The organism is Teredinibacter purpureus, assembly GCF_014217335.1.
In the GTDB taxonomy this organism is placed as follows: Bacteria; Pseudomonadota; Gammaproteobacteria; order Pseudomonadales; family Cellvibrionaceae; genus Teredinibacter; species Teredinibacter purpureus.
On sequence record NZ_CP060092.1, the window covers coordinates 1,322,041 to 1,348,368 of the forward strand.

Below are 26,328 nucleotides of genomic sequence, written 5' to 3' on the forward strand. Positions count from 1 at the left end.
TTGACGCCTTTCTTCATTAGCCTTTTCCGCGAGTACGATTGTTGTTGGGTTTTGCGTGTTTTTCTATAAAGGTATAAATTAAACCTGCGACATCTTTTTCTGTTGCTTTCTCGATACCTTCTAAGCCCGGTGAGGAGTTAACTTCCATAACGACAGGGCCGCTGTTTGAGCGAAGTAGGTCTACACCACATAAATTTAAACCCATCACCTTGGCTGCATTCACGGCCGTTGCGCGCTCTTCTTTTGTAAGGCGAACAATTTCAGCCGTACCACCACGGTGTAGATTCGACCGGAACTCCCCTTCTTTGGCTTGCCGCTTCATGGCTGCAACAACGCGGTCGCCTACGACGAGGCAGCGTATGTCTGCACCACCGGCTTCCTTAATATATTCCTGTACCAGTATGTTGGCGTTTAAACCCATGAATGCTTCAATGACACTTTCAGCCGCTTTTTCGGTTTCACCTAAGACAACGCCAATACCTTGTGTACCTTCAAGTAATTTAATCACAACGGGGGCGCCACCTACGTTTTTAATTAAATCTTTTACGTTGTCGGGTGAATGAGCAAAACCGGTGCGAGGCAAGCCTATACCCTTGCGTGAAAGCAACTGCATGGACCTAAGTTTGTCGCGTGAACGGCTAATGGCCACGCTTTCGTTAACACAAAAAGTACCCATCATTTCAAACTGGCGTACGACCGAGGTGCCATAAAACGTAATGGATGCGCCAATGCGAGGAATGACAGCGTCGTAACGGGGCAATTCTTCACCCTTGTAGCGAACGGTTGGTCGGCTCTTGGTAATATCCATATAGCAGTGGAGTGTATCAATGATGTCGACTTCGTGGCCGTGCTCTATGCCGGCTTCGCGTAGGCGGCGGGTTGAGTATAGGTTTTTGCCTCGGGATAAGATGGCGATTTTCATAGCATAGATCTCTTAAACGAACAGGACGGGCATTAAGCGCCGGCTGTGGTTAAACAGTGGAGTATAGTAATTTTTTAGATAAAAGTGGCTGCTGAAGGAGCGAGCCGAGCAACTGAGGCGTTGGTCCTCACTAGAAATTGTTGCTGATGTCTGCTGGATGCCAGACGCGGCGGATTCTACACCCAATTTTTTCTAGCACAACTCTTTTTGTGTAATAACTAAATTGAAAAAAAAGTGTAGTTAGAGCGTAAAATAAATATTTTTGTAATAAAAGGCCTCAGCTTAATGCCGAGGCCTTGGGGGTTAGTGTCCACATCAGCTGGCGTGTGGGTTTAACCGGTGGGATTATTGAAGGATAGGCGTGTTCCAGGGGATCCAACGATTACGGTCAACCGAGAAAGATCCATCTGTAGATTCAATAGTGGTGTTTGCCGAGCTGTTACCCAGTAGGAATTTTTCTACGAAAGCGTCAACATATTGTTGCTGAGATGACGGGAACTGGCAGTGACTATGACCCCCCACTTGGGAAACGCCCATGCGGTCGCCAATACCTAACGCTTTCCATACTTCGTGTGCTGCTACCGATGCGGTGTAAGTACTTTCGTTACCGAGCCATTCTTGACCGGTATTTTCGATAACAAGTAAACCACGCGGTGCTACCATACCTAATAACTCATGGTTATCCACGGGCAGTTTGGTGACGGTTCCATTGTTGGCAAACTGGTCTAGGTTGGCGCTCATCCACGGGTTTTCGCCGACAATTTGACTGGCTGTTTGCACATTGGCGCCAGCGTCTTTCATTGCATCGGAAACGCGCCATGCCGCAACACCGCCTGACCCACTTTCTTGTGGAATGGTTAATGATATACGCTCATCAAATGCTCCTACCACGATGGCGCCTTTACCGTTACGCGAACAACCCGTAACACCAATGCGGCTGGCATCGAGATTATGGCCAGAGGTTTGTTGCAGTACATCGATCATGCGGCTAACGCCCCACGCCCATGCAACGGTAGAACCCGCAGAGTGATTGCTGCCATAGATATCGTAAAATTTACCTTGGCCGCGAGAACCGCTGCCGTTGTGGGCGCCCATTTCACTGTTAGAAAAGTTAACAACGGCAACACCTTTATCTTTAAGTGCATTGTTGTTTAGACTAGAGCCGCCTACGCCAATCATAATAGGAAACGGGCCATTGCCGCTCGGCAAGTCAATACTCGCGTTAAACGAAATAGATTGCCCATTATCGTTCACACTCACATTAATACTGCTATTGCTAACGGAGCCGGAAACAGAGCCGTTAAATTCTGGCTTTTCGCCATAAATCCAACGCTCGTGCATGGCTTTTATTTCCGCGCGACGACATGTCCAATCGAATGCAGACGAGAGGGTGGAACCATCCATTGATGTAAAGGGGTTTGGTAGCTCGTTGATGGTCTGTAAGTTTGAATAGCTACCGGTGTCGGGCACAAAACAGTTAGCGCCGGTATTTTCCTCACCGATAGGTTCATAACCACCAGGAATAGGTGTTGGTGTGGGTTGACCCGTTGGAGTGGGAGTAGGCTGGCCGGTGGGTGTTGGTGTTGGTGTTGGAGTAGGTGTTGGAGTAGGTGTTGGTTGCGAACCGCCGGCAACGGTCACGACTAAGTCGTCCACATAGAACGCCAAATTAGAATCGTCGGACTCGATATAGACAACCGTCGTGCCGCCAGACTGGTGCGTGTATTCACCGGTTAATTCCATCCAGCTATTGTCGTTGGCGTTTGCCGACGGAAGGTTGAAATACTCGTTGGAGCCGTTGTTGTTGCGAACGGTTAGCTTCACGGAGTTGGAACCCTCGCCATCGACAAGACGTACCCAAATTGAGAATGCGTAAGTTTGCCCGGACGATAATGCGGGTAACTCATAGAGTATGCCGTGGTAGTTCGATGTTCGGTTGGGAGCAAGTACGCTGTAAGACCCTGAGCGAACACGGGACTGGCTGAGTTCAATGTTGTTGTAATGGCCGTCCCAATTGTTCAACCCGTTTTCTGCTCCGCCATTGTCTACGAGGTTTCCTGGTACAGGTGTAGGCTCTGCTGTAGGAGTAGGTGTTGGACTAGCCGTTGGTGCTGGGGTTGGTGTAGCCGTTGGTGCTGGGGTTGGTGTAGCCGTGGGGGTTGGCGTGGGTACTGTGGTTGGGGTGGGCGTGGGATTGCCGCCACCGCTAACCGAGCCAAAACCAATGGAGCCGTTACAGTGCAGCATTTCGCTGTAACTTCCCTCACCACAACTGCCATCCCAAGCCCCGGTGTTATCTTGCTGATCTTCAGCCTGCAAAATATTACCGTTGATGCTGAGATAATCGACGCGAACATCGCGGTCGCCGCTGTCATTAGTAAATGCAACGCGGACCTCACCCGACAAGGTAGAGTTAGTGGTGAATGCTTGCATACTGGTAGAGGGTGTCCAATTTTGTACGGTATTGCCGCCGACAGTGAGGCTTACGGCTTCATCACCGGTAACGCCTTGCATGCGTAATTCGAACGTATTGTTAGATTGCGCCATAGCAGAGGCCGCTAACGAGCAGCTCAGCGCTGTGACGAACTGGCGTAACCATCGTCCACGTTTGGAACACAGGTATTGTCTGGTTTTCATTTTGGAACTCCATATTATTTTTATTGAGGAGGGCGTCTATTTAGCTTGGGTGCCGTGGCGTGCCTTATTTGTGATGAACAGAGCAGACAAAGAACTGCCCACTCTTAATGGTTGTGACTGCGCCATTAGGCTTATATCGACGTTCTTGAAGTTGCGACAAAGCCACCTTTAACCGCTTAGTGAGGGAGTCGCGCCATACATCAAAATACAACGCTAAATAGGGATTCTTTAATATTGTCATTTTTACTATATGACACGCGAATTATAATCAAAAAACGTCTTAGGTCTGCAGGACACCGCTAAATTAATACCAGAAAACGCATTAAAGTCGCTAGATTCAACGTGAAAATCAAAAGAAAGTGTCTTGTGTTTAATATGTAATTTTAAATTTTTATACTATTTAGCGTTTAAAAAACGATTGGGTTGTCGGCGAAATATTGCGACGATGCTTGTGTGAAAGTACTGCGATAAGATTGTTAATGGTGCACGTATTTTCAATGGAGCAGGCTCCCGAATGCGCCACTAATTAATGGCTAGATTAATAAAAAGTGCCGTGAATGCGAAAAGGTCTTTATTGCAGGGCGTTCTTTTATGGCTATTGGTGTAAAGGTTGCCGTGAACAGGGCTTAAGGCTTCAGCGTTGCTAGGCGAGCTGTCGAATGTTGCGGTGGCGAGTTTTATCTTAAGGATAAGCGCTGAGAGGGTTTCTGGTAAACGTTAACAAAGCGGCAGGCGTGGTGTTCTTTTAGGTGTTCATTAATGCGTTAAGCCTGATGTTTTTTTTCGCACGTAGAGATCAGTTTTATCGTCGCGAGCTACGTGATGTTTAGAGAACGGTAGAGGCGGTCGGAGGGTGGGTTGGCTCGTGTGCTGGGGCGTTGCTTTTGTCGGTTCTAGAGGGGGTGATCTTTCGTCTTGGCAAGAGCAGGTACCTATAAACACCAGAGGCGTTTTAGGCGCGAGCGCGTATCTTATTAAATGTTCTTGGAGAGACTCTAGCGCTCAGACACAAGAGCCAGCGTTGACGCGGGGTAGCGCCCCATGTGCGCGCAAAACTCGCGCGAGAGGTGGAGCGAATTCTGTGTTAATATGCGCCCGAAATTAAACACGTTCGGATACTTTCCATGCACTGCCCTTTTTGTAACGAAACGGATACAAAAGTTATTGACTCTCGATTGGTTGCCGACGGCGGCCAAGTGCGTCGACGACGCGAGTGTTTAACTTGCCACGAGCGATTTACCACCTTTGAGATTGCCGAGTTGTTAATGCCTAAGGTCATTAAGCAAGACGGCACTCGAGAGCCGTTTGACGAACAGAAATTACGCAACGGTTTGCAGCGCGCGTTAGAGAAGCGTCCTGTTAGCGTCGAATCAATAGAGTCTTCGTTGAATAGTGTTCGACACTACTTACAGGCACTTGGCGAGCGAGAAGTGAAATCCTTGGTCATTGGAGAGCGCGTAATGAACGAATTACGTAATTTGGACCAAGTGGCGTACGTTCGTTTTGCCTCTGTTTATCGAAGTTTTCAAGACCTCAGCGAATTTCAGCAAGAGATTGATCGGCTGAATGAAACGCCTCCCGTCGATAGTGCCGAATGAGTTTTTCTATGCGTGATAATAATTTTATGCAGCAAGCGCTGCGGTTGGCTGCACTAGGGTTGAATACGACAACGCCGAACCCCCGTGTGGGCTGTGTACTTGTCGCTCAAAATGGCGAATGTATTGGTGAGGGTTACCATAGAATCGCTGGCGAAGAGCATGCGGAAGTTAACGCAATAGCGGCCGTTACCGATAAAAGCCTGTTGGTAGGGGCTACGGCATACGTCACACTTGAGCCCTGTAACCATCACGGTAAAACAGCGCCCTGCGTCGAGGCGCTTATTAGTGCCGGTATTGCGCGTTTAGTGTTTGGTATGGAAGACCCCAATCCACAAGTGCAAGGGCAAGGCCTTATTCAGCTAAGGGACGCGGGGGTAGTCGTTGATGGCCCTTTGATGGAAGAACAGGCTCGCGCACTTAACTCCGGTTTTGTTAAACGAATGGAAATGGGGTTGCCTTGGTTGCGCTGTAAATTAGCCATGAGCTTAGATGGTCGTACGGCGATGGCCGATGGCGCTAGCAAATGGATAACAGGGCCATCTGCTCGGGCGGATGTACAGAGCTTGCGCGCTCGTTCCTGTGCAATAATTACTGGCGTAGATTCTGTTTTATTGGATGACCCCTTGCTCACGGTGCGTTTACCCGAGTGCGACCGGCAGCCATTGCGGATAATTGTCGATAGCCAGTTACGTTCGCCCGAGAAAGCCGAAATATTCCAGCAGCCGGGAGCCACTATAGTGGCGACCTGTAACGCTGAGGCTGCGGCGAAGAGCCATCACGAATGCTGGGTATTACCTGAAAAAAATGGCCGCGTAGATTTGCGCGCATTGCTAGAAAAGCTTGCCCAAGAAGGCTGCAATGAAATATTGCTCGAAACAGGAGCAACCCTTGCGGGTGCTTTTGTAGGGGCAGGGTTAGTCGATGAGCTTATTATCTATATGGCAGCTAAACTAATGGGTAGCGAGGCAAGGCCCTTACTCAACATTCCCATTAATACCATGGGCGCTTCATTGGAAATGAAAATCCAAGAGGTGCGTGCCGTGGGGCCAGATTGGCGAATAACCGCCACACCCGATCCCGAAGCGTAAGCGTAAGCTTTACGCTATATCGAATAGACACTTTTGATACCAACATTATGTTTACAGGCATTATCGAATCAGTAGGGCACATTGTCAGCATTGAACGTCGCGGCGGTGATGTGAGGTTGCAGGTACGCAGCGCAGACATGCCGTGGGCGGATGTTGCGCTAGGCGATTCAATTGCAACAAACGGCGTTTGTTTAACGGCGGTAGCGTTGCCCGGTGATGGCTTTGTGGCAGATGTTTCGCTCGAAACGCTTAGCCTAACCACGGTGGGTGATTGGGCCGCGGGAAGCGCGGTCAATTTAGAAAAAGCGTTAATGCCTCAATCTCGATTAGGCGGTCATATTGTCAGTGGCCATGTTGACGGTATTGGTGAGGTGGTGAGCCGCGCAAGCGACGGTCGTTCAGAACGTTTTACATTGCGGGCACCTGCCGTGCTGGCAAAATATATTGCTCACAAAGGCTCAATAACGATCGATGGCATAAGCCTTACGGTCAATGCCGTTAACGGGTGTGAGTTTGATTTGAATATTGTGCCCCATACGTTGCAAGAAACCATTATTGGTCGTTATCAATCGGGTACGCGGGTCAACCTAGAAGTGGATGTTATCGCTCGGTATTTGGAGCGCCTACTATTGGGTGATAAAGCGGCCGAGAGCGACAGCAAAGCCTCAATTAGCGAAGCTTTTTTGGCCGAGAACGGCTATTTACGTTAACCAAGCGCCGCACAGAAAACGGCATTTCACTTTTTAATTGAGTGAAAAAATGTCAATCGATGGTGTGTTAAAGCGAACAGTGGGAATACTGTTCTCCCTTGTAAAGGCAAAAGAGCTAAAACATTATTATGGTATTGAATACAACGGAAGAAATTCTCGACGATTTTCGTCACGGTAAAATGGTTATTCTTATGGATGACGAAGACCGTGAAAACGAAGGCGATTTAATTATGGCCGCCGACCAAGTGCGTGCTGAAGATATTAATTTTATGGCCAGCCACGCACGTGGGCTTATTTGTTTAACGTTGACGGAAGCGCGTTGTAAGCAGCTCGATTTGCCTTTAATGGTGCGTGACAACCTTGCCGCGCACGCTACAAATTTTACGGTTTCGATAGAAGCTGCTGAAGGCGTAACAACCGGCATTTCCGCTGCAGATCGCGCTCGCACCATTCGAGCAGCGGTTTCGCGTGAAGCGACGGCGAAAGATCTCGTGCAGCCGGGCCATGTGTTTCCTTTAATGTCGCAAGCCGGTGGTGTATTAAGCCGCGCGGGACACACCGAGGCTGGCTGTGATCTTGCGCGTATGGCGGGTTTCGATCCCTCTGCCGTGATAGTCGAAATTATGAACGAAGACGGCACCATGGCGCGTCGTCCAAATCTGGAAGTCTTTGCCGAACAGCACGGTTTAAAAATTGGCACTATCGCCGATCTTATTCAGTACCGTGCGGTCCATGAAAAAACAGTTGCCTGTATTAACGAGCGTACAGTACAAACAGAGTATGGCGATTTTCTTCTAAAAACCTATAAAGATACCGCGCGCAATGAATTGCATTTTGCGTTAATCAAAGGCGATATAAATCCAGAAGAGCCAATACTGGTTCGTGTGCATGTGGGGAGTACTGCGCGTGATGTATTAACCATACAGAGAACGAATCAAGACGGCCCTTCTTGGCATTTTCAAGCCGCAATGCGCAAAGTAGCGGAAGAAGGCTCCGGCGTTTTAGTGCTAATTTGTCACAATGAAACCACGCTTGAGATTGAAGAAAGTATCGATTGGTTGCTGTCGGGTAAGCAATTGCGACCGAAGCAAGATGTGGGATACAAGCAAGTAGGGACTGGCTCGCAAATATTACAAGATTTGGGTGTTAGAAAAATGCGCTTGATGAGCGCCCCCCTAAAATTTAACGCAATTTCCGGCTTTAATTTGGAAGTTGTGGAATATTTAAAGAACGAATAATACGGAATACACTATGACCATTACAGTAATCGAAGGTGATTTTAAATCTGCTACGGGTAAATACGCGCTCTTGGTTAGCCGTTGGAACAGTTTTGTAGTGGAGCATTTAAAAGATGGCGCATTAGACACTTTGCGTCGTCATGGTATTGCCGATAACAATATCGACATTATTTATGCCCCCGGCGCGTTCGAATTTCCGTTGACGGCACAAGCGATAGCCATCAGTAAAAAATACGATGCGATTATTGCGCTAGGCGCGGTTATTCGCGGCGGCACGCCTCATTTTGAGTATGTGGCCGGCGAGTGCACCAAGGGGTTGGCGCAAGTATCGTTGAATACGGGTTTGCCTATTACTTTCGGCGTGCTAACCGTCGACTCTATCGAACAAGCGATAGAGCGTTCCGGTACTAAAGCGGGCAACAAAGGCTGTGAAGCGGCCGAGACAGCGCTAGAAATGGTGTCCTTACTCGGTAAATTTTAGCGTCGATTTTCCGGCGCTTGTTTTCGTCGTTAGTTGGATTCTCGGCGTTAATGCAGTGTGCAAGCAGTGTGAGAGAACATGTGTATTGTTATCTTGGCTGTTAACATTCCGGAGGCATATTCGTCTCCTTACTATTCGTTTTTTGAAGGTTTATCTGTTAATGAAAGTATCAGCCGCAACTCGCAGCCGTGCCCGTCACTATGCCATGCAAGCCATCTATCAATGGCAAATGACCGGCAACCCGCTCAATGTCATTGAAGCAGAGTTTCACTCCGACAATGATATGGCAAAAGTGGATACAGACTATTTCCACGAAATATTTCACGGTGTTGCTGCGGCAAAAAGTGATTTAGACGAGTGTTTTAAACCTTATCTAAAAGCTATGACCATTGAACAGGTCGACCCCGTTACTTTAGCTTTGTTGCGTCAAGCCAGTTATGAGTTTAGCCGTCGTTTAGATGTACCCTATCGTGTGGTTATTAACGAAGCCGTTAATTTAGCGAAAAAATTTGGTGCAGAAGATAGTCACAAATTTGTTAATGGCGTGCTGGACAAAGTCGCCGGCGATTTACGTGAAGCCGAGGTTAAAGCGGCGAGACGCTAAAGGTGTTTTGCTGTAGGTGTAGTAAATTCGCATGAACGAATTTGACTTAATTAATCGCTATTTTAAGCGTGGCGCAAAGTGCAATACGGTCACGCTTGGCATTGGCGACGATTGCTCTCTTGTACAAATACCACAAGGGCAACAGCTCGCTATTTCCGTGGATACTCTCGTAGCCGATGTGCATTTCCCTGCGAACGGTGACCCAGAGCAAATAGCCGAGCGCGCGCTATGCGTATCATTGTCTGACCTCGCTGCTATGGGCGCGCGGCCGTTATGGTTTACGCTTAGCTTAACTTTGCCTAATGCCAATGAGCAATGGGTAGGCGCCTTTAGCGCAGGGTTGTTTCGTATTGCTAGTCAGTTTGGCTGTGAGCTAATTGGTGGCGATACGACAAAAGGCCCTTTAGCGATTAGCATCCAAGTAATGGGTAGTGTGGAACCAGGCAAAGCATTTACGCGTGGCGGAGCTGAACCTGGGGATCGAGTGTATGTCACAGGTAATCTCGGTGACGGCGCAGCGGCTCTGGCCATTATGGAAAGACGCTTAAAAGCCGATAGTGAATCGGCACATTATTTAAATGACCGCTATTACCGCCCAGGCCCCCGTTTTTATGAAGCGAATGCGTTGATAGGCCACGTGAGTGCCGCTATTGATATTTCTGATGGGCTCTTAGCCGACCTAGGACATATTTGTAACGCAAGCCAAGTAGGTGCAGAAATTTTTGTAGAAAGCTTACCGTTATCGGCTGCGGTTTTGAAATGTGCGAGTACGCAACAACAGCATCAGTGGGCGCTTTCGGGTGGCGATGATTATCAGCTGTGTTTTACTGTTCCTCAGCAGCATGTTGCGGCCGTTGAAGCGCTTATTGATCAAGGGTTAAAGGCTTCCGTTATCGGTATTGTTTCCCGAGAAATGGGCATTAAATGTAGTTTACTGGGCGAATCGTTCGCTACCACAACGACAGGGTATAACCACTTTGGCTGAGACCAACCCCACAGTTAAACAATTGTTGCGCGACCCGAGGCTATTGTTCGCATTTGGATTTGGCTCTGGCCTATCACCTATTGTACCCGGCACCATGGGTACCTTAATGGCTGTACCGCTCTATTGGCTACTCGCCTCTTTAGCGCTGCCCTACTATATAGGGGTTGTCATAGTTGCAAGTGTGGTCGGTATTTATCTTTGTGGGTATGCCTCCAAAGTTTTGGGGGTGCATGACCACAAAGGCATTGTCTGGGATGAATTTGTAGGGCTTTGGATAACGCTAATCGCCGTGCCGTTTAGTTGGCAAACGCTTATGGCCGGCTTTGTGCTATTTAGGTTCTTTGATATGGTCAAACCGTGGCCCATTAGTGTTGTTGACAGAAAAGTACACGGTGGTTTTGGCATTATGGTAGATGACGTACTCGCTGGCATCGCAGCTGCCGTCATACTGCAGGTTTTAATGGCCTACGGTATGCTGTAGGCCACGATCCTTCAATTGGAATAATAAAAAAAGGAGAGGCTGGCAATGGACGCTAAGCACACTAAACGTTTTAGCTTGATGCTGGTGCTAATTACGGCATTAGCGCTAAGTGCTTTTGTGTTAACCCTTAGTACCCTTGTGCTGGCGGCACCTATAGTCGAAGTAAAAGGGCTTTTTAAGGGGGGTGCAATATTGGTAATTAATGGTCAGCAGCAGTTGTTAAAACAGGGTAAAACCTCGCCGGAAGGCGTTATGTTAGTTGAGGCCAGTAGTAAGTTTGCGGTAATAGAGATAGAGGGACAGCGTCGAAAGCTCACCCTCTCAAGAGCGATTGGGGGTGTCTATATTGAGCCCGAGAAACCCACCGTAAGGTTGCCCAGTGGCCATAACGGCCACTATATCGCGAGAGGGAAAATTAACGGCGCTTCTGTTGAATTTATGGTGGATACCGGAGCCAGTGCTATTTCCATGAGTTCGGCTACAGCAGATTCGTTGCGCTTGCCCTATAAAAAAGGTACGCCAACACGCGTTTCTACGGCGAACGGTGTTGCCTCTGGTTTTGAAATGAACTTATCCAGTGTAACGGTTGGCACCATAACGCTTAACAATGTACGTGCTATTGTGATTACAGGAACGTCGCCCTATCAAGTATTGCTGGGTAACAGCTTTTTAAGTCGTATTGATATGCAGGTAGATAAAGGTGTTTTAGTACTACAGTCGCGGTACTAATCGTGAAAGAAATTAAGATCAAAATGTTAAAGGTATTTGAGTGTCGGTAAAATATGTTGAATCTTCCAAGCTGCCTACGTCATTAGGTATGTTTGAAATGCATGGATTCGTTGATGACGCAGGCGATAAAGAGCATGTAGCATTAACAATGGGCGATCTGTCCAGTGGAGAGCCCGTGCTTGCGCGTATTCATTCTGAGTGCCTAACCGGTGACGCGCTATTTTCACTTCGGTGTGATTGCGGTGCACAACTGCAAGCGGCCATGCACCGTATTGCGGTAGAAGGGCGTGGTGTTATATTTTATTTGCGGCAAGAAGGTCGTGGTATTGGCTTGGTGAATAAGATTCGCGCTTACCATTTACAAGATCGAGGCGCCGATACCGTGGAGGCCAATGAACAGCTAGGTTTTGGTGCCGATATGCGTGATTACTCGATGTTAAAACCTATGTGTGATCAGTTAGGTATTCGTCAGGTAAAACTCTTAACTAATAATCCACGAAAAATAAAAGCGTTAGAAGATCTTGGTATTCAAGTGACCGAACGTATGGCGCATGAAACGGGTAGAAATCCCCATAATGCGCATTACCTCGAAACAAAGCGTGGCAAACTTGGCCATTTACTCGATAACAATGAAAGTTCATAGTCGTTAACATTGTAGGCTCGCTCGAGTGCGAGCCTATCTCGCCCTTCCTTTATCCCTTTACCTTTTTTTAAATTTCTTAGAAACCTCTCTTTTCTGTACCTTAGCTGAATAAAGTTCACTTTTTAATTAACTTCAATTACGAGGTTTTTATTCAGAATTCATTCATTTTTCGGATGCCATAATTCATTCCAGAGATGCACGAATGCCCAGGGCAGATAGTGTATTAAGTGTTTTAAATGGATTTTATTAAGGACTAAAAAATGAAAAAGCAACTGCTTACTTTATGTATTACATTGGCCGCAGCACATCAGGTTATCGCCGAAGAATACACGATTGAAGCGAGTGCCAGTGCTGGGAATATTAGCTTTGACGGCGGAGATGATATTGTAGAAATGGGTGTAGGTGGGACGGCTTATTGGTCGCCGGTCGATACATCGGGGCACGTATTAGGGGAAGCCGCTTTTATAAGTCGCAGCTCAAATATCTCTGGCGAGTATTTTAAATTTGACTCTGATTCTGGCGATGCAGATGGACTAATTATTGGCGCTGAATACTATATTCCCAATAGTATGTATTACGTCGGGTTAGACTACATGCGATTTGATGACGGCAGTGATAGCGATGATGTATTACTTGGCACCGTTGGGATTACACCAATGGAAGGCCTCTTAGTGACAACCTCCTACCTTGAGGGCGACGATTACGAACTTAACTTCGCAGGAAAATATGTAGCGCCATTGAATGGGGATCAAGCGTTAAGTCTTTACGGCGATATTGAGCGTGAGGACGATGATGTTAACTATTCCATAGGCGCAGATTTTTACTTTAATCGGTTCGCTAGTGCCGGAATAGAGTACGCCGATGTATTCTCTGACGATGATAGATTGCGCGACTTATACAAAGAGATTACCGTTAAAGGCGAATACTTTTTCACTGAAAAAGCGTCATTGAGTGCTTACTATACAGCGGCCGAATATTCGGATGTTACTGGATTACAAGCGTCCTTTCGATTTTAACGTACGGCGTTATCGTAACGTCTAAGCACATTCCCTTTTCTCGCACGGATAGCCTCTCGCTATTCGTGCGAATGCCCATATTTACCTTAAGAGTACGATATAAAACGTTTGTGATAGAAATGTTATACATTTGTGATCGCCGTAGGACGTCCGTTCATTATTGTTGGTAGTACTTTCAACCAAAGCAATAAGAGGACAGACAATGAAGATTACCCCTGTATTATTTGGCTCCCTAATTTCTCTCATGGCCACCACTGCCAGCGCTGAAATGATCTCAGTCGAGATTACCAACCTCACTCAAAGCATGTACTTTACACCCCTCATGGTAACCAGTCACACGGATACGGCTGATGTATTTGATGTGGGAATGACCGCGTCAATAGAGCTGCAAGCTATGGCCGAAGGTGGCGATCTGGCAGGGCTTACGACGCTATTAGATTCCGTTGGTGCTGCCAGCATGGCAAACCCTGCAGGGGGCCTACTAGCGCCTGCCTCCAGTACATCTGTCATGAACCTTGATACCGGAGATAATAACCTGTTGAGCATTGTTGCCATGCTATTGCCGACAAATGATGGCTTTGTGGGCTTAGATGCTTGGCCCATTCCTGCGACGGCTGGCACTTACACCATTATGCTAAATGGCTATGATGCAGGCACTGAAGTAAACGATGAACGCGTAGTGGCTGATAGCGGTATGCCAGGTGTTGTAGGCATTCCTGCGAACCCGGGTGGTAACGGAGGTACGGGCGGTACAGGTGTGGCTATGACAGAGGCCAATACCACAGTGCATATACACCGTGGCAACCTCGGTGATAATCAGTTAACCGGTGGCAGCAGTGATTTGGTTAGCAGTGTGCATCGTTGGTTAAACCCAGTGGCGAAAGTCGTCGTAACCGTTCAATAACCGGGAGATAAAAAATGAAACGATTACATTCTTTTGGTTTGTTAGGGTTCGTTGCAATGGCTTTGACGCTGTCGGGCTGCGAGCTTAACGATGACGATGATATGACGCCGACTGCGGTGCCCACCGCAATGCCCACCGTTGCGCCCACGCCAGAGCCCGTTGCGCTTTATGAAATTAAGGTGCTTAACAGTACTCATGGGCAGCCTTTATCGCCGGTCGCGGTATTGTTGCACGTAGAAAGTGACCCGCAGTGGCAGATTGGCCTAGCGGCTACCGCAGGGCTCGAGCGCTTGGCTGAATCAGGTGACGGCTCAGAGTTTATGGCCCAAAATACGGTCTTAGCGGCAATGTCGGGCGCCGGCGTCATAATGCCAGGCCAGAGCGATGTCACGCAGGTGAGCGCGGCCGAATCACAAAGTCTCACACTCACTGTTGCCACTATGCTTGTCAATACCAATGACGCGTTTACCGGTGTTACCGCTTGGCCGGTTGGACAATTGGCCGTGAACGAAAGCCAAACAGTGATAACGCCTATCTACGACGCAGGCACAGAGGCGAACAGTGAAAGTGTTGCGTCCATACCGGGGCCTGCCGCCGGTGGTGAAGGTTACAACAGTGATCGAGATGATGTTGATTTTGTTGCGCGCCATCCTGGGGTTGTCACAATGGACGATGGCCTTGTTGGCTCAGCCTTAACCCAAGCGCATCGTTTTGATAATGGCGCGGCGGTCATTCGCGTTACGCGTATGCAGTAATACTCAAAAGGAGATAAGGTTAAGAGCAGTGCTTGCCATGGCTGCTCTGATACTAATTCGCTATGCATGAAAAAATACTAGTAGTAGAAGATCAACAGGATATTAACGAACTCATCGCGTTGAATCTAGAATCGTTAGACTATCAGGTAACGCGATGCTTAACCGGTAATGAAGGCTTGGACAAAGCCATGTCAAACGAATTTGATTTAATGATTCTTGATATTATGTTGCCGGAAATTGATGGGCTAAAAATTTGCCAATTAGTGCGTGGTAGCCACTCGTATTTACCTATTTTAATGTTAACCGCTAAAAAATCAGAAATTGATCGTGTAGTGGGGTTAGAAATGGGCGCCGATGATTACCTCACAAAACCCTTTAGCGTACGTGAGCTGCAAGCCAGAGTGAAAGCGCTTCTACGCCGTGTTGCGTTCTTAAATGCAGAAACGGGATTGGACACAGCAAAAACCGATAATATTTGCGTAGGTGATGTGGTTATTAATAAGGGCAAACGAACCGTAATACTCAGTGGCAACGACGTAAAATTAACAGCCAAAGAATTTGATCTACTGTTATATATGGCCAACCATCCGGGGCAAGTTTTTAGCCGCGAACAATTGCTGAATGCAGTGTGGGGTTACCACCATTCAGGTTATGAGCATACGGTAAATTCTCATATTAACCGGCTGCGTGCAAAACTGGAGGCCGATTCCGCCAACCCAGAATATGTGCTAACGGTTTGGGGTGTTGGGTACAAATTTTCAGAGCGAGCAACCCATTGATGTACAGGTATGCATCTAAGGAAAACACTATATGAGGGCCTATTTCCAGAAAACTGATACTCGGCTAGCGTTGGCAATATTCACCGCGTTCGTATTAGTCGGTATATTTTCAATATCCCTATTTGTTCGTTCCTCGCGCGCGCATCAGCAAGAAGTGACACAATTGATGAATTGGTCGCTCGCCGATCACGTGTTGCACGACTATATTCTGTTTAGTGATGGGGAGCCAGACTTAGACGCCGCAAAACATAGCTTTCACGAGTTAATGATTCTAGGGCCGAATTTCGAATTCTATTTGTTGAATGTTAAAGGCGAGATTCTCGCCTACTCTACCGACCCCAATAAAATAAAACGTGAACGCGTAGATATTGTGCCAATTAATCAATTTATGGCCGTAACCCCTGATGGGCAGCAACCGATTTACGGTGATGATCCTAGAGCGTTAGACCGTAAAAAAGTTTTTTCTGCTGCGCCTATTATCAGTGGTGATAAATTATCAGGCTATATGTATGTCGTATTAGGTAGTGAGATATACGATGACTTTTCGGCCATGGTCGCGCAAAGTAAAAATATACGTTTAGCCGTAGGGCTTTTATTTGCTGGCATACTCTGCAGCCTGTTGGCAACGGTACTATTAACGCGAATTGTTACAAGGCCGTTGCGTGAACTCGCCTTGCAAGTGAGCGACCTGAGAGAAAAAGGCTTCGCCGATAGCCCATTAAACCTTGATGGTGGTGGCGATAAACAGTGGGTGCAGCTTCAAAAATGGGCCTGTGACAGCGAAAATGAAATTGACATATTGGGTAGCGGTTTTTTAAAGTTATTAAATAAACTCGATGAACAATATAAAAATGTTATTACTATCGATCAATTACGCAAGGAGCTGTTATCGCATGTGTCCCACGATTTGCGTACGCCATTATCTTCACTATTGGGGTATTTAGAAACATGGGAAATGAACCAGACAACGCTATCACCTGAAAAAAGTGCAGAATATATTGCGACGGCCAAAAAAAGCGCGCAAAAAATATCAAAACTGGTAGAACAGTTATTTGAACTGGCCCACCTCGACAGCGGCAACGTTCAAGTGAATATTGAATCATTTTCGATTGCCGAATTAGTCGATGATGTTATTCAAAAGTTTCGTTTTACAGCGGCTGAGAAGCATTTAAGCTTAAGCGTATCACCGAGAGATAGCCGCATACAGGTTATGGGCGATATTGAAAAACTCGAGCGTGTATTCACGAATCTAATCGATAATGCCATTCGCCACAGTAAAATGGGCGGTAGCATAACCGTACTGCTATCCAAGGATTCTCGTCTAGTGGCCGTCGAGGTTACCGATAATGGTATTGGCATACCTTCCAGTGATATCCCTCATGTATTTGAACCTCATTTTAAAGCCGGCAACAGCATACGCGGGAATACCTCGCACGGTGGGCTGGGTCTCGCAATTACCGCAAAATTATTGGGGTTACATCAATCGGCCATTACTGTAGAAAGTGAAGAAGATAGTGGTACAACCTTTTCATTTAGGTTACCGTCTGTTGAAGCGTAAGGCGTAGGTCTGATGTTACGCTTAGTCTCGGTTAGCGTCTGTTGATACATGTTTTTTCTCGATCGTTGAACGCTAATTACACCTGCTAAACTTTACAGACTATTGGTAGTTGAGAGTGCCGTGTGACACAGCCTTTTAATAGCGGCGTTCGACAAAAGCCGACAGACGCACAAAAATCCCAATACCGAAAGGTGGTTGGCTCTAATCGTCGTCGCCTTATTGAACGTACCGCCGTAGCGTGGTTAATCATACAGCTTCTTGTCTTCTGCGGTCGGGTGTGGCTGCTGGGTGTGGAAGCAGGTGGGTTGATTAGCGTTGGCGGTCTAATTATTACTTTGTCGGTTATAGTGGCTTCTCGCCGGCAGGTGAGTACGCGCGTTCTGTCGTTAGTTCTATTGTTTTCAATTGCCTTGCCTATTATGGCGCTTAGCTATGCCTACGGCGGAATACATAGCCCCTTCCTTATCTTGTTACTGTTTTTCCCTGTTGCGACCTTTATGATGGTCAGTCGCTTGATGGGGTGGTGGGCCACATTGTTTGTGTGCTGTTTTTTTGTGGGCCTCAGCGCGCTGGAGTTGATGGCATCGACCTCTTTGAACACTGCATTAACACCTTTTATGGAGGTGATTGTTCGGTGCGTTTCGTTTGTACTTGCCATTGTCTGTATCAGTGGTGCAGGTTGGTATTACTCCAGAATGTTCGACAAAATGTATTTGTCTATCAAAAAATCTAACGAAGAATTACACCGTGTTGCAGAATACAAAACACAGTTCCTAGCGAATATGTCGCATGAATTTCGCACGCCTCTAAATGCCATTATCGGTTTTTCCCGCCGTCTCCAGCGAAATCTTAAACCGGTGTTATCAGAAAAAGACGCAAAAGGACTCGCCGCAGTCTTACGCAACGGCGAAATGATGCAGGTGCTGGTGAACGAAGTGCTTGAAATGGCAAACATTGAAACCGGTGATGTCGAACTGGATATTCGCGAAACCGAAGTTTCAGCGGTTATTCGCACTGTGTTAGAGGCGTTTACGAAAGATGCAAGAGAAAAAAAATTAGACTTAACGCTAGTGAGCCCAAATGACAGGACAGAGGTATGGTGCTCTACCGACGGCGAAAAGCTAGGCCAAATTTTAACAAATTTGATTTCAAACGCGATTAAATACACGGATGAAGGCAGCGTAATAGTAACGCTAGATCGCACTCTCGAGGAAGAGTTAGTTATTGTTATTACGGATTCCGGCTCGGGTATTGCCGATGAAGATCTGCCACGGTTATTCGATCAGTTTAGCCGCGCCCGGAAAGTGGAAAGAAGCAGCATTCTGGGCGCAGGCTTAGGGTTAGCGTTAACGGCAGAATTAGTAAAGTTATTACAGGCACAAATTTTTGTTAAAAGCGAGGTCGGCGTAGGCAGCGTATTCACAGTTGTACTGCCGTCTAAACTATCACTGCGGGCCGGCGCCGAATAATAAGCTTCTCTAACTCAACGAGAAAGAAGACACTGCTCGACACGAGCACTATGTCTAACCAGTGGCGTGCAGAAATGTTTGTTGTTCCAAATATGCTTTGTAGCGGTGGTAGGTACGTGAAACACGCCTGAAAAAACACTAAAACGACAATAGCATAAAGCACAATTTTATTGCCCAGTAATCCCTCTTTGTTCACTACCGACGCCAATATATAGCGCGCGTTAAATAAATAGAAAATTTCAAACATGACAAGGGTATTGACCGCGACCGTGCGTGCCACTTCAATAGAGAACTGATTGGTGATTTGCCATAGATATAAACCAATCGTACCTGAAGCTAATATTAGTGAGACGAAAACAATACGCCAGACCAGAAAGGGTGAAAGCAGTGCGCGACTCGGGTCTCGAGGTGGCCGTGTCATCACACTTTTTTCGGCAGGCTCAAATGCTAAAGATAATGCGAGCGTGACAGCGGTGATCATATTAACCCATAAAATCTGTACGGGAGTTAAGGGGAGTTGCTGAAAGCCAAAGAGTACCGAGGCTAATACAATCAGTGCTTCGCCGCCGTTAGTGGGTAAAATAAATAGAATCGCTTTTTTTAAATTATCGTAAACGGTGCGGCCTTCTTCCACTGCGTGGCTAATAGACGCAAAGTTATCATCGGCGAGTACCATTTCGGACGCTTCTTTCGCCGCTTCAGTGCCGTTTTTACCCATGGCAATACCTACGTCTGCCCGTTTTAAAGCTGGCGCATCATTGATACCATCGCCGGTCATAGCGGCAACAAAACCCCGCTCTTGCAACAGTTTAACCAACCGTAATTTATGCTCAGGGTCAACACGGGCATAAACGTCGACGGTTTCAACCAACTTGCTCAATTCGTCATCGTCCATTACGACTAATTGCTCGCCAATGAGCGCCCGTTCGGTATTCGCTAAGTTAAGCTGCTTGGCGATAGCCAGTGCAGTGGCGGCATGATCCCCCGTAATCATCTTTACGCGTATACCAGCCTTCTGGCAGAGTGCTACGGAACGAATGGCTTCTTCACGTGGCGGGTCGATGAGGCCAAAGAGGCCCAACATAATGAGCCCTTTGTTTACGTCGGAAAAATTGAGTTCCCGTTGATCTTGATTCATGGGCTTTACTGCCACGGCCAATACGCGTTGGCCTTGTGCGGCGAGTTGTTCAATATGAGACAACCAATATTCGGGGTCAATTTTTTGGAGATCGCCAGAAACGGTCTTTTGCCAATCACACATACTCAGTAGCTGTTCTGGTGCACCCTTAAGATAAACTGTTGTCTGGCTATCGTGGCTGTGATGAAGCGTGGCCATAAATCGATGTTCGGATTCAAAAGGGATTAAATCGGTACGGGGAAAGCGCTTATTCAATTCGTCTGCCTCTATGCCGGCTTTTAAACCCGCCACCAAAAGAGCGCCCTCCATTGGGTCGCCAACTACGGTATAAGGCGGTTCGTCGTTAGCGGATAGCTCCAATGCGGAGTCGTTGCAGAGTACACCCGCGTACAGCATTTTCCATAGCACTGGACGTAAGTCTGCGTCCACCTCGGCGTTGTCGAGTGTGATCGCGCCGTGAGAGTCGTAGCCCGTACCCTCCACTAAAAACGTATGCTCGGCGGTGACTGCACTGCGCACGGTCATCTCATTTCGGGTGAGCGTGCCGGTTTTGTCCGAACAAATCACACTTACTGCGCCCAGTGTTTCAACCGCAGGCAATCGTCGCAATATGGCATTACGTTTTGCCATACGCTGTACGCCTATGGCGAGTGTAATTGTCATGATGGCGGGCAAGCCCTCGGGTATTGCTGCAACAGCGAGGCTTACCGAGGCCAAAAACATCTCGGTTGGGGCGTAACCTTGTACGCTAATGCCGAACACATAATTTAATGCGGCAACAATAATAATGGCGAAAGACAGCCATCGCCCAAACTCTGCCATTTGTTTGAGTAAAGGAGTGGTCGTACTTTGCACTTGAGCGACCATGTGGCTAATGCGACCGATCTCGGTGTGTGAACCGGTATTCACCACAACACCGCTGGCTTGCCCGTGGCTTACCAGTGTGCCGGAAAAACACAAACAACGTCTGTCGCCCAGAGCGGCGTGGGCAGTGACTGTATTGAGATTTTTTTCCACCGCAACGGATTCACCCGTGAGTACGGCTTCCTGGATGTGCAAGCCCTTAACGGTGAGTAAACGGAGGTCGGCTGGTACTTTATCGCCAGCATGTAAGGAGACTATATCGCCCGGCACTAAATCGCGTGCGTCAATAGTGTGATGATGGCCATCGCGCAACACTTCGGCGCTGGGTGACAACATTAGGCGAATTTTCTGTAGTGCATCTTCTGCTTTGCCTTCTTGGATAAACCCAATGAGTGCATTAAGAATAACAACCGCAAAAATAACGCTCGCGTCTATCAGGTGGTTAAGGAAAAGCGTACCAATACCCGCGAGTAGTAATACGTATATCAGTACGTTATTAAACTGCAGTAAGAACCGTATAACGGGGTTCTTGGGCTTACTTGGAGGGAGTTGATTGAGGCCATATTCAGCGACGCGTGCTGTCGCTTCTTGTTGTGTTAGCCCTTGTGGGCCGCTGCCAAGCCGAGAGAGTACCGCATTGGATTCTTCTTGGTGCCACGTGTGAATAACCGATCGATCGATGGATTTCTTCATGATTTTTACTAGTAATCTACAGTTCCAGTTGAGGGTTGTTGTTCAATCCCGAGTCTTACGTATTCAGTGTAACGTGGCGCCCTACATCGAAACATAATGGCGCGTGAATGAAAATAATTTCACCATTTATAGGAAAAATTGTGACGAGAAAAACTGTCATCTATTCCACAGTAAACTGTATTTTTAACGCTTGCCAAGTATCTACAGTGAAAACGCATTCTCTCTCGAATTGAACCCAAGAGGGCGTGTACTACGCGCTTGTCATGAGTATAGGATGCGAGAATCGGTGGCGCCCGATTTTGCGTCGGTTTGAGCATACGCCCCTTGTCCACGGAGTCATTACCGATGAATGGATGAAACCCTGCCAAGGTGGATCTGGGTGTCTATACTTTTGGGGTTTAGTTTAGGGTTTTCACCAATCGTGGGCGGTAATGACAGATAATAAAACCAGTTTTAATGACCACTATCTACAGCACCTTATCGCCTTAGCTGAGCGTTATCCTATGGTGGTGAGCTTCGACATACATTGCAGCAGTCGAGAGATACCTTACACCGCCGGAACGCCTATAGAAGGCCATCAGCTGCAGACATTGGTTGGGCGAACGCTCATTCAGCCAATTGGTATGAACATCTCGATACCGGCAACTTTTAATGCACAAGAATTGGAACGTAAGATTACGGATTACTTCTTGCGCGACCCCGTGCTGCATGAACTCTATCAGCTCGTTGACTTAACTGCGATCCAACGTATGGCCGCTGAGCGGCTCTGCGAACAAGAAAGCCTTGCGCAATATCTATGGGTGATGTCGCGTCGGCTACCAAAGCATTTCGAACGCGCGTTATTTTGCGCATGGACAGCCGCTGCGTTAGGTGTTCGCAGAAACAAATCTACCGAGCAAATTCTTGAATCGTTTATGGCTGGTATAGTTCACGATATAGGGCTTCTACTGATACCAGAATTTGCATTGAATGAGCATCAGGACTTAAGCGCTGCCGATTGGCTACAAATGATGCGACACCCCGCCATTGGCTACGAGCTACTGTCATTTTTACCGAATGTACCGGTACAGGTTGCGCGTGCTGTGCTGGAACACCACGAAGAAATGGACGGCTCCGGTTATCCCGCCCATAAAATTGCTAAGCAGCTATCGCCGTTGGGGCAACTAGTGCATTTGCTGGATGGTATTCATGCTATTTACGTAAAATACTTTCAATCACGCGGGCGTACGTTACACGATTTAATCCCGATTATTCAGATGAATCAACTCTCACGCCCAGGTTTTGCTGCAGCCGATCTTGTGCTTTTGTTGCGTAACTGCACGGCCAGTGAATCGTGCAGCATACCTGAAGAACTGATGCCCGTTTTTATTTTACAAGTGCGCGAAAGACATCAATACATTAATCGTTTCGTTGAACAGGCTGAAATTTTTGTTGAACAGAATCAAATGTCGGTAGCGAATGCGCGAATCTATTCTCTTAGTTGTTTACTCGAACATATTTGTATTGCGATGAAACAATCAGGCCTTATCAACGATGCCTATATGCGTTGGCTGGATCAAGTAGAGTCGGAACATCTCAAGCATGCGTACAGAGAAGTCGAGGATGTATTTTTGATGATGCAAGAAATTCTCTTCCACATTCAGCGATTTATGTTGAGGCTGGGTGAACTGGTAGAAGAAGATGAAACCACTGTAACGGAGCTTACACCGATATGGGCACCGGCAAAAACCATTGCTCTCATAGAGGGACGGGACAATGCGGTAGAACGAAAAACGTCAAATAAAGAGTCTCTGGTGAATTTCGGTAAACAATCTACGCCTACCATTCCCGCCGAACTGCATGAATTGTGGTTAACGCAAGTAAGGCAAATAAAGCAATTGTAAAACGTCTTCTCTAAGCATGCTTATCGTTTAGGTTAACAATCTTTGTCTGTCGAACTGTTTTTTCCCAGTTAGCATGCCACCGTAACAATTCATCCATGGGTTTTGGCCTACAAAAAAGATAACCCTGATAGGCATCTACGCCAATATCGCTAATCACCATTAAATCCTTAGAATCGGAAATACCTTCGGCCACAAGATTTAAACCCATTTCATGCGTTACTTTACGTACAGATTCAACCATTATGCGTAGTACTTTATCGGTATGAATACCATTAATCATTTGTGCATCAAGTTTTATTTCGTTAAACGGTAGGTTCTTCAGTTGGCGTAAATTCGTAAAGCCTGCGCCGTAGTCGTCCAACGATAATTGGAAACCATGAATACGCATTCTATTTAAATTTTTCAGCTGGCTCTCTTCTCGAATAGCATGATTTTCGGTGATTTCAATAATGACATTACGTTTCGCGACTAAATGACGATTGAGGTACTCGTTTAAGGTTTCTGGCAATAAATTGTTATAAAGCTGTAGCGGAGAAATATTGATGGCGAGAGAGCAATCGAGTTGGGTGTGTTCGCGAAATCGCCTGAATTGGGGGAGCGCTGTATTTAGAACGGCATCGGTAAGCGACTCGATTAATTCAAAACGTTCGGCAACAGGCAAAAAGGCAGCAGGCGAAATAACGCCGGCACGCCCCATGTTGAGCCTCACTAGGCACTCTAACCCAACAACGGTATTATTCACCGCTGAAATTTTAGGTTGGAAGTAAGTGATAACCTTATTATTTTTTATCGCCTCGTAGAGTTCTCGGCGCTTAAGGACTTTTTCTTTTCGGGATACCGTAGGGTAGTAACTTTTAATGCGTTTTACCATAAAGGCTATCAGTGTTCTTTCGAGTGGTTTCTCTGCGGAGCCAAGAACACGTAAGTTGTAATTACTAATAACCTCAAGAGTAAAATCGAGAATTTTTTTGTCCAATGCGGACATAACAATAATGCCGCCACGGTAGCGCAACTCATTGAGTTTATGCATAAGTTCAAGGCCATCCATACCCTCCATATGCAAATCGACAAACAGTGCATCATAGGCTGTTGGGTCCCTTTCCACTCGAGTATAAGCTTCCTCGCCATTCAAACAGTAGTCAACATTCGACACACCGCAATCGTGTAAAATTGCCGTGAGTGCTTCACAGATAGCGCGAGAATCATCCACAATTAGGATAGAGGAGTCGTTAAAAGGATCGAGAGAGTTCACAATGAAGTCCTTGTTTTGTGCTTATGCGTCATGCTCATTTATCGATGAGCCACAATCTACTACACCCTCGTGTGAGTCTGTGTGTACATGAGTATAGTTAAATTACAAAAGGTGCTTCTAGAAAACAGGGTATACAATAAAGAAAGTGCCGAATTGAGGGTTCTTATCAAGTTTTTCGTTTTTATTTTAACCTTCAAACATCTTTTGGTTCTTTTTATTCGCATTCTTAATACTTAAATGAGCGGCAAAAATGATTAAAAAAGGCGTGGCAGTACTAAGTGACCCTCGTACCAATAAAGGTACAGCGTTTACTTTTGATGAACGAAAGCGATTAAAACTTACGGGTTTATTACCGCCAGTAGTGAGCACCCAGGCGCAGCAAATAGAGCGTGTGCTCACGAACATTCGGAGCAAACCACGCGATATTGATAAATACTTATATCTGTCGGCCACTCAAAAACGTAATGAACGCGTGTATTACTCGGTATTAATGCATCACATCGAAGAGGTTATGCCCCTCGTCTATACCCCAACCGTAGGGCTAGCCTGTCAGCAGTTCGCAATGAATTTTCGTGAAAGTAACGGTTGTTATATCGCTTGGCCAGACAAAGGAAATATTGCTGAGGTGCTGGGCAATTGGCCAGAAGACGATGTGCGCCTAATCGTTGTAACGGATGGCGAACGTATTTTGGGGTTGGGCGACTTAGGAAGCAATGGTATGGGCATTCCTATTGGTAAGCTCGCGCTTTACTGCGCCTGTGCTGGTATAGATCCGGCACACTGTCTACCGATAATGTTGGATGTGGGAACTGAAAATGAAGCTTTTCGACAGGATCCTTTTTATCTTGGATTGCGGCAACCGCGCATACGCAACGAAGGTTATCATACGTTTATTGACGAGTTTGTTGAGGCTGTGAAAGTCCGCTTTCCGAGAGCCCTGCTACAGTTTGAAGATTTTTCGACCCCCAATGCCGTGGCATTATTAGAGCGTTTTCACGATAAATTGTTGTGCTTTAACGATGATATTCAGGGAACCGCATCGGTAGCGCTAGCGGGCATATTAGCTGCAACGCGCATTACAGGTACGCCCCTAACGGATATGCGTTTTATGTTTTTGGGTGCAGGCTCGGCCGCAACCGGTATTGGTGATCTATTAGCGAAAGCAATGATGCGAGAAGGGTTAACGCACGCGCAGGCCTGTGAAAGATTGGTGTTCGTCGATAGCAAAGGTGTGGTAGTTATCGGCCGTGAAACACTGAGTGATCATGTGCGCCCGTTTGCAGCAGAACTGCCGACCATGAGCTTTATTGAGGGGCTTTCCTCCTTCAAACCTCATGCGCTTATAGGGGCAACTGGGCGCCCGGGTCTTATTACGCAAGAGGCCGTGAAGCTCATGTGTGAGACGAACGATCACCCTATTGTATTTGCGTTGTCTAATCCAACCGCTAATGCAGAATGTACGGCTGAGCAAGCGTACCAATGGAGTGAGGGACGAGCCGTATTTGCCAGTGGTAGCCCCTTTGGGGTCGTTCACATTAACGGCGATATTCGTGTACCGGGGCAGGGTAACAATGCGTATATATTCCCTGGGTTAGGATTGGGCGTGTTGCAATCTGGCGCAACGCGGATTAATGACGATATGCTGATAGTGGCTGCAGAAACGTTGGCCGGTTGTGTGTCGGAGCACCAAATTGAGAGTGGCTGTTTGTACCCTCCGTTAAGCGAAATTCGCGAAGTTTCTGCAAAAATTGCCGTAGCGGTAGGCGAGAGTGCCCAAGCGGCAGGCTTGTGTTGTAGGCCTTTGCCTGCCGATTTTGAGAAGCATGTTCGGGCGGCTCAATACGACCCTCATTATTAGGAGGGGCGTAAAATAGCACGGAACTGGACCGCTAAGAGGGCAT

22 protein-coding genes are annotated in these 26,328 nt (G+C 47.0%); 18 read left to right on the forward strand and 4 right to left on the reverse strand.

Annotation, left to right across the window (positions count from 1 at the left end):
* Window positions 1-16: 16 nt before the first annotated feature.
* Both rimK and H5647_RS05875 read right to left on the reverse strand, forming a co-directional pair.
* Window positions 17-922 (reverse strand): 30S ribosomal protein S6--L-glutamate ligase, encoded by a 906-nt coding sequence (rimK, locus tag H5647_RS05870; protein WP_045857060.1) that lies wholly within the window; start codon window positions 920-922, stop codon window positions 17-19.
* 345 nt (window positions 923-1,267) lie between these two features.
* A complete protein-coding gene (locus H5647_RS05875) occupies window positions 1,268-3,559 on the reverse strand; it encodes a glucuronyl esterase domain-containing protein (RefSeq protein WP_052691889.1) in 2,292 nt (763 codons plus the stop codon).
* Between the two features lie 1,124 nt (window positions 3,560-4,683).
* On the opposite strand from H5647_RS05875, the gene nrdR reads away from it, so the two are divergent.
* The 16 genes from nrdR (at window position 4,684) to H5647_RS05955 (ending at window position 18,597) form a co-directional block, all read left to right on the forward strand.
* Window positions 4,684-5,157: a transcriptional regulator NrdR gene (gene nrdR / locus H5647_RS05880; protein ID WP_045857063.1), complete on the forward strand. Its 474-nt coding sequence runs from the start codon at window positions 4,684-4,686 to the stop codon at window positions 5,155-5,157.
* Window positions 5,154-6,245 (forward strand): bifunctional diaminohydroxyphosphoribosylaminopyrimidine deaminase/5-amino-6-(5-phosphoribosylamino)uracil reductase RibD, encoded by a 1,092-nt coding sequence (gene ribD, locus H5647_RS05885; RefSeq protein WP_045857064.1) that lies wholly within the window; start codon window positions 5,154-5,156, stop codon window positions 6,243-6,245. The genes nrdR and ribD overlap by 4 nt, the downstream gene beginning before the upstream one ends.
* Before the next feature lie 47 nt (window positions 6,246-6,292).
* On the forward strand, window positions 6,293-6,955 hold the full coding sequence (locus tag H5647_RS05890; protein WP_045857065.1) for a riboflavin synthase: 663 nt from the start codon (window positions 6,293-6,295) through the stop codon (window positions 6,953-6,955).
* Window positions 6,956-7,083: 128 nt separating this feature from the next.
* Window positions 7,084-8,193, forward strand: coding sequence for a bifunctional 3,4-dihydroxy-2-butanone-4-phosphate synthase/GTP cyclohydrolase II (gene ribBA / locus H5647_RS05895; protein WP_045857067.1), 1,110 nt, complete (start codon window positions 7,084-7,086; stop codon window positions 8,191-8,193).
* Between the two features lie 13 nt (window positions 8,194-8,206).
* Complete coding sequence (ribH, locus tag H5647_RS05900) at window positions 8,207-8,674, forward strand: 6,7-dimethyl-8-ribityllumazine synthase (protein WP_045857068.1); 468 nt, start codon at window positions 8,207-8,209, stop codon at window positions 8,672-8,674.
* Between the two features lie 160 nt (window positions 8,675-8,834).
* Complete coding sequence (gene nusB / locus H5647_RS05905) at window positions 8,835-9,278, forward strand: transcription antitermination factor NusB (protein ID WP_045857069.1); 444 nt, start codon at window positions 8,835-8,837, stop codon at window positions 9,276-9,278.
* 31 nt (window positions 9,279-9,309) lie between these two features.
* Window positions 9,310-10,263, forward strand: coding sequence for a thiamine-phosphate kinase (gene thiL, locus H5647_RS05910; protein ID WP_045857071.1), 954 nt, complete (start codon window positions 9,310-9,312; stop codon window positions 10,261-10,263).
* A complete protein-coding gene (locus H5647_RS05915; RefSeq protein ID WP_045857073.1) occupies window positions 10,256-10,744 on the forward strand; it encodes a phosphatidylglycerophosphatase A family protein in 489 nt (162 codons plus the stop codon). The genes thiL and H5647_RS05915 overlap by 8 nt, the downstream gene beginning before the upstream one ends.
* A gap of 45 nt (window positions 10,745-10,789) precedes the next feature.
* Complete coding sequence (locus tag H5647_RS05920) at window positions 10,790-11,473, forward strand: retropepsin-like aspartic protease family protein (RefSeq protein ID WP_121495356.1); 684 nt, start codon at window positions 10,790-10,792, stop codon at window positions 11,471-11,473.
* Between the two features lie 40 nt (window positions 11,474-11,513).
* On the forward strand, window positions 11,514-12,116 hold the full coding sequence (ribA, locus tag H5647_RS05925; protein ID WP_082086965.1) for a GTP cyclohydrolase II: 603 nt from the start codon (window positions 11,514-11,516) through the stop codon (window positions 12,114-12,116).
* Between the two features lie 260 nt (window positions 12,117-12,376).
* Window positions 12,377-13,132, forward strand: coding sequence for a putative porin (locus H5647_RS05930; protein WP_052691891.1), 756 nt, complete (start codon window positions 12,377-12,379; stop codon window positions 13,130-13,132).
* A 202-nt stretch (window positions 13,133-13,334) separates the two neighbouring features.
* Window positions 13,335-14,036: a spondin domain-containing protein gene (locus H5647_RS05935; protein ID WP_045857075.1), complete on the forward strand. Its 702-nt coding sequence runs from the start codon at window positions 13,335-13,337 to the stop codon at window positions 14,034-14,036.
* A gap of 14 nt (window positions 14,037-14,050) precedes the next feature.
* Window positions 14,051-14,791, forward strand: a complete 741-nt coding sequence (locus H5647_RS05940; protein WP_045857077.1) for a spondin domain-containing protein — start codon at window positions 14,051-14,053, stop codon at window positions 14,789-14,791.
* Between the two features lie 62 nt (window positions 14,792-14,853).
* Window positions 14,854-15,570: a response regulator transcription factor gene (locus H5647_RS05945; protein WP_045857079.1), complete on the forward strand. Its 717-nt coding sequence runs from the start codon at window positions 14,854-14,856 to the stop codon at window positions 15,568-15,570.
* 31 nt (window positions 15,571-15,601) lie between these two features.
* Window positions 15,602-17,128: a sensor histidine kinase gene (locus H5647_RS05950; protein ID WP_045857081.1), complete on the forward strand. Its 1,527-nt coding sequence runs from the start codon at window positions 15,602-15,604 to the stop codon at window positions 17,126-17,128.
* A gap of 122 nt (window positions 17,129-17,250) precedes the next feature.
* Window positions 17,251-18,597 carry a sensor histidine kinase gene (locus tag H5647_RS05955; protein ID WP_045857083.1) on the forward strand — a complete coding sequence of 449 codons (1,347 nt, stop codon included), beginning with the start codon at window positions 17,251-17,253 and terminating at the stop codon, window positions 18,595-18,597.
* Here the strand turns inward: H5647_RS05955 and H5647_RS05960 are convergent.
* Window positions 18,566-21,292: a cation-transporting P-type ATPase gene (locus H5647_RS05960; protein WP_045857085.1), complete on the reverse strand. Its 2,727-nt coding sequence runs from the start codon at window positions 21,290-21,292 to the stop codon at window positions 18,566-18,568. The genes H5647_RS05955 and H5647_RS05960 overlap by 32 nt on opposite strands.
* 431 nt (window positions 21,293-21,723) lie before the next feature.
* Between H5647_RS05960 and H5647_RS05965 the strand changes: the two genes are divergently transcribed.
* The gene (locus H5647_RS05965; protein WP_045857087.1) at window positions 21,724-23,175 is read left to right on the forward strand and encodes an HD-GYP domain-containing protein; all 1,452 of its coding nucleotides are present in this window, start codon (window positions 21,724-21,726) and stop codon (window positions 23,173-23,175) included.
* Between the two features lie 10 nt (window positions 23,176-23,185).
* On the opposite strand, the gene H5647_RS05970 is transcribed toward H5647_RS05965, so the two are convergent.
* Window positions 23,186-24,427 (reverse strand): EAL domain-containing response regulator, encoded by a 1,242-nt coding sequence (locus H5647_RS05970; RefSeq protein WP_045857089.1) that lies wholly within the window; start codon window positions 24,425-24,427, stop codon window positions 23,186-23,188.
* A 250-nt stretch (window positions 24,428-24,677) separates the two neighbouring features.
* Here H5647_RS05970 and H5647_RS05975 point away from each other — a divergent pair, with 250 nt between their 5' ends.
* Window positions 24,678-26,285, forward strand: a complete 1,608-nt coding sequence (locus tag H5647_RS05975) for an NAD-dependent malic enzyme (RefSeq protein WP_045857091.1) — start codon at window positions 24,678-24,680, stop codon at window positions 26,283-26,285.
* The last annotated feature ends 43 nt before the right edge of the window (window positions 26,286-26,328 follow it).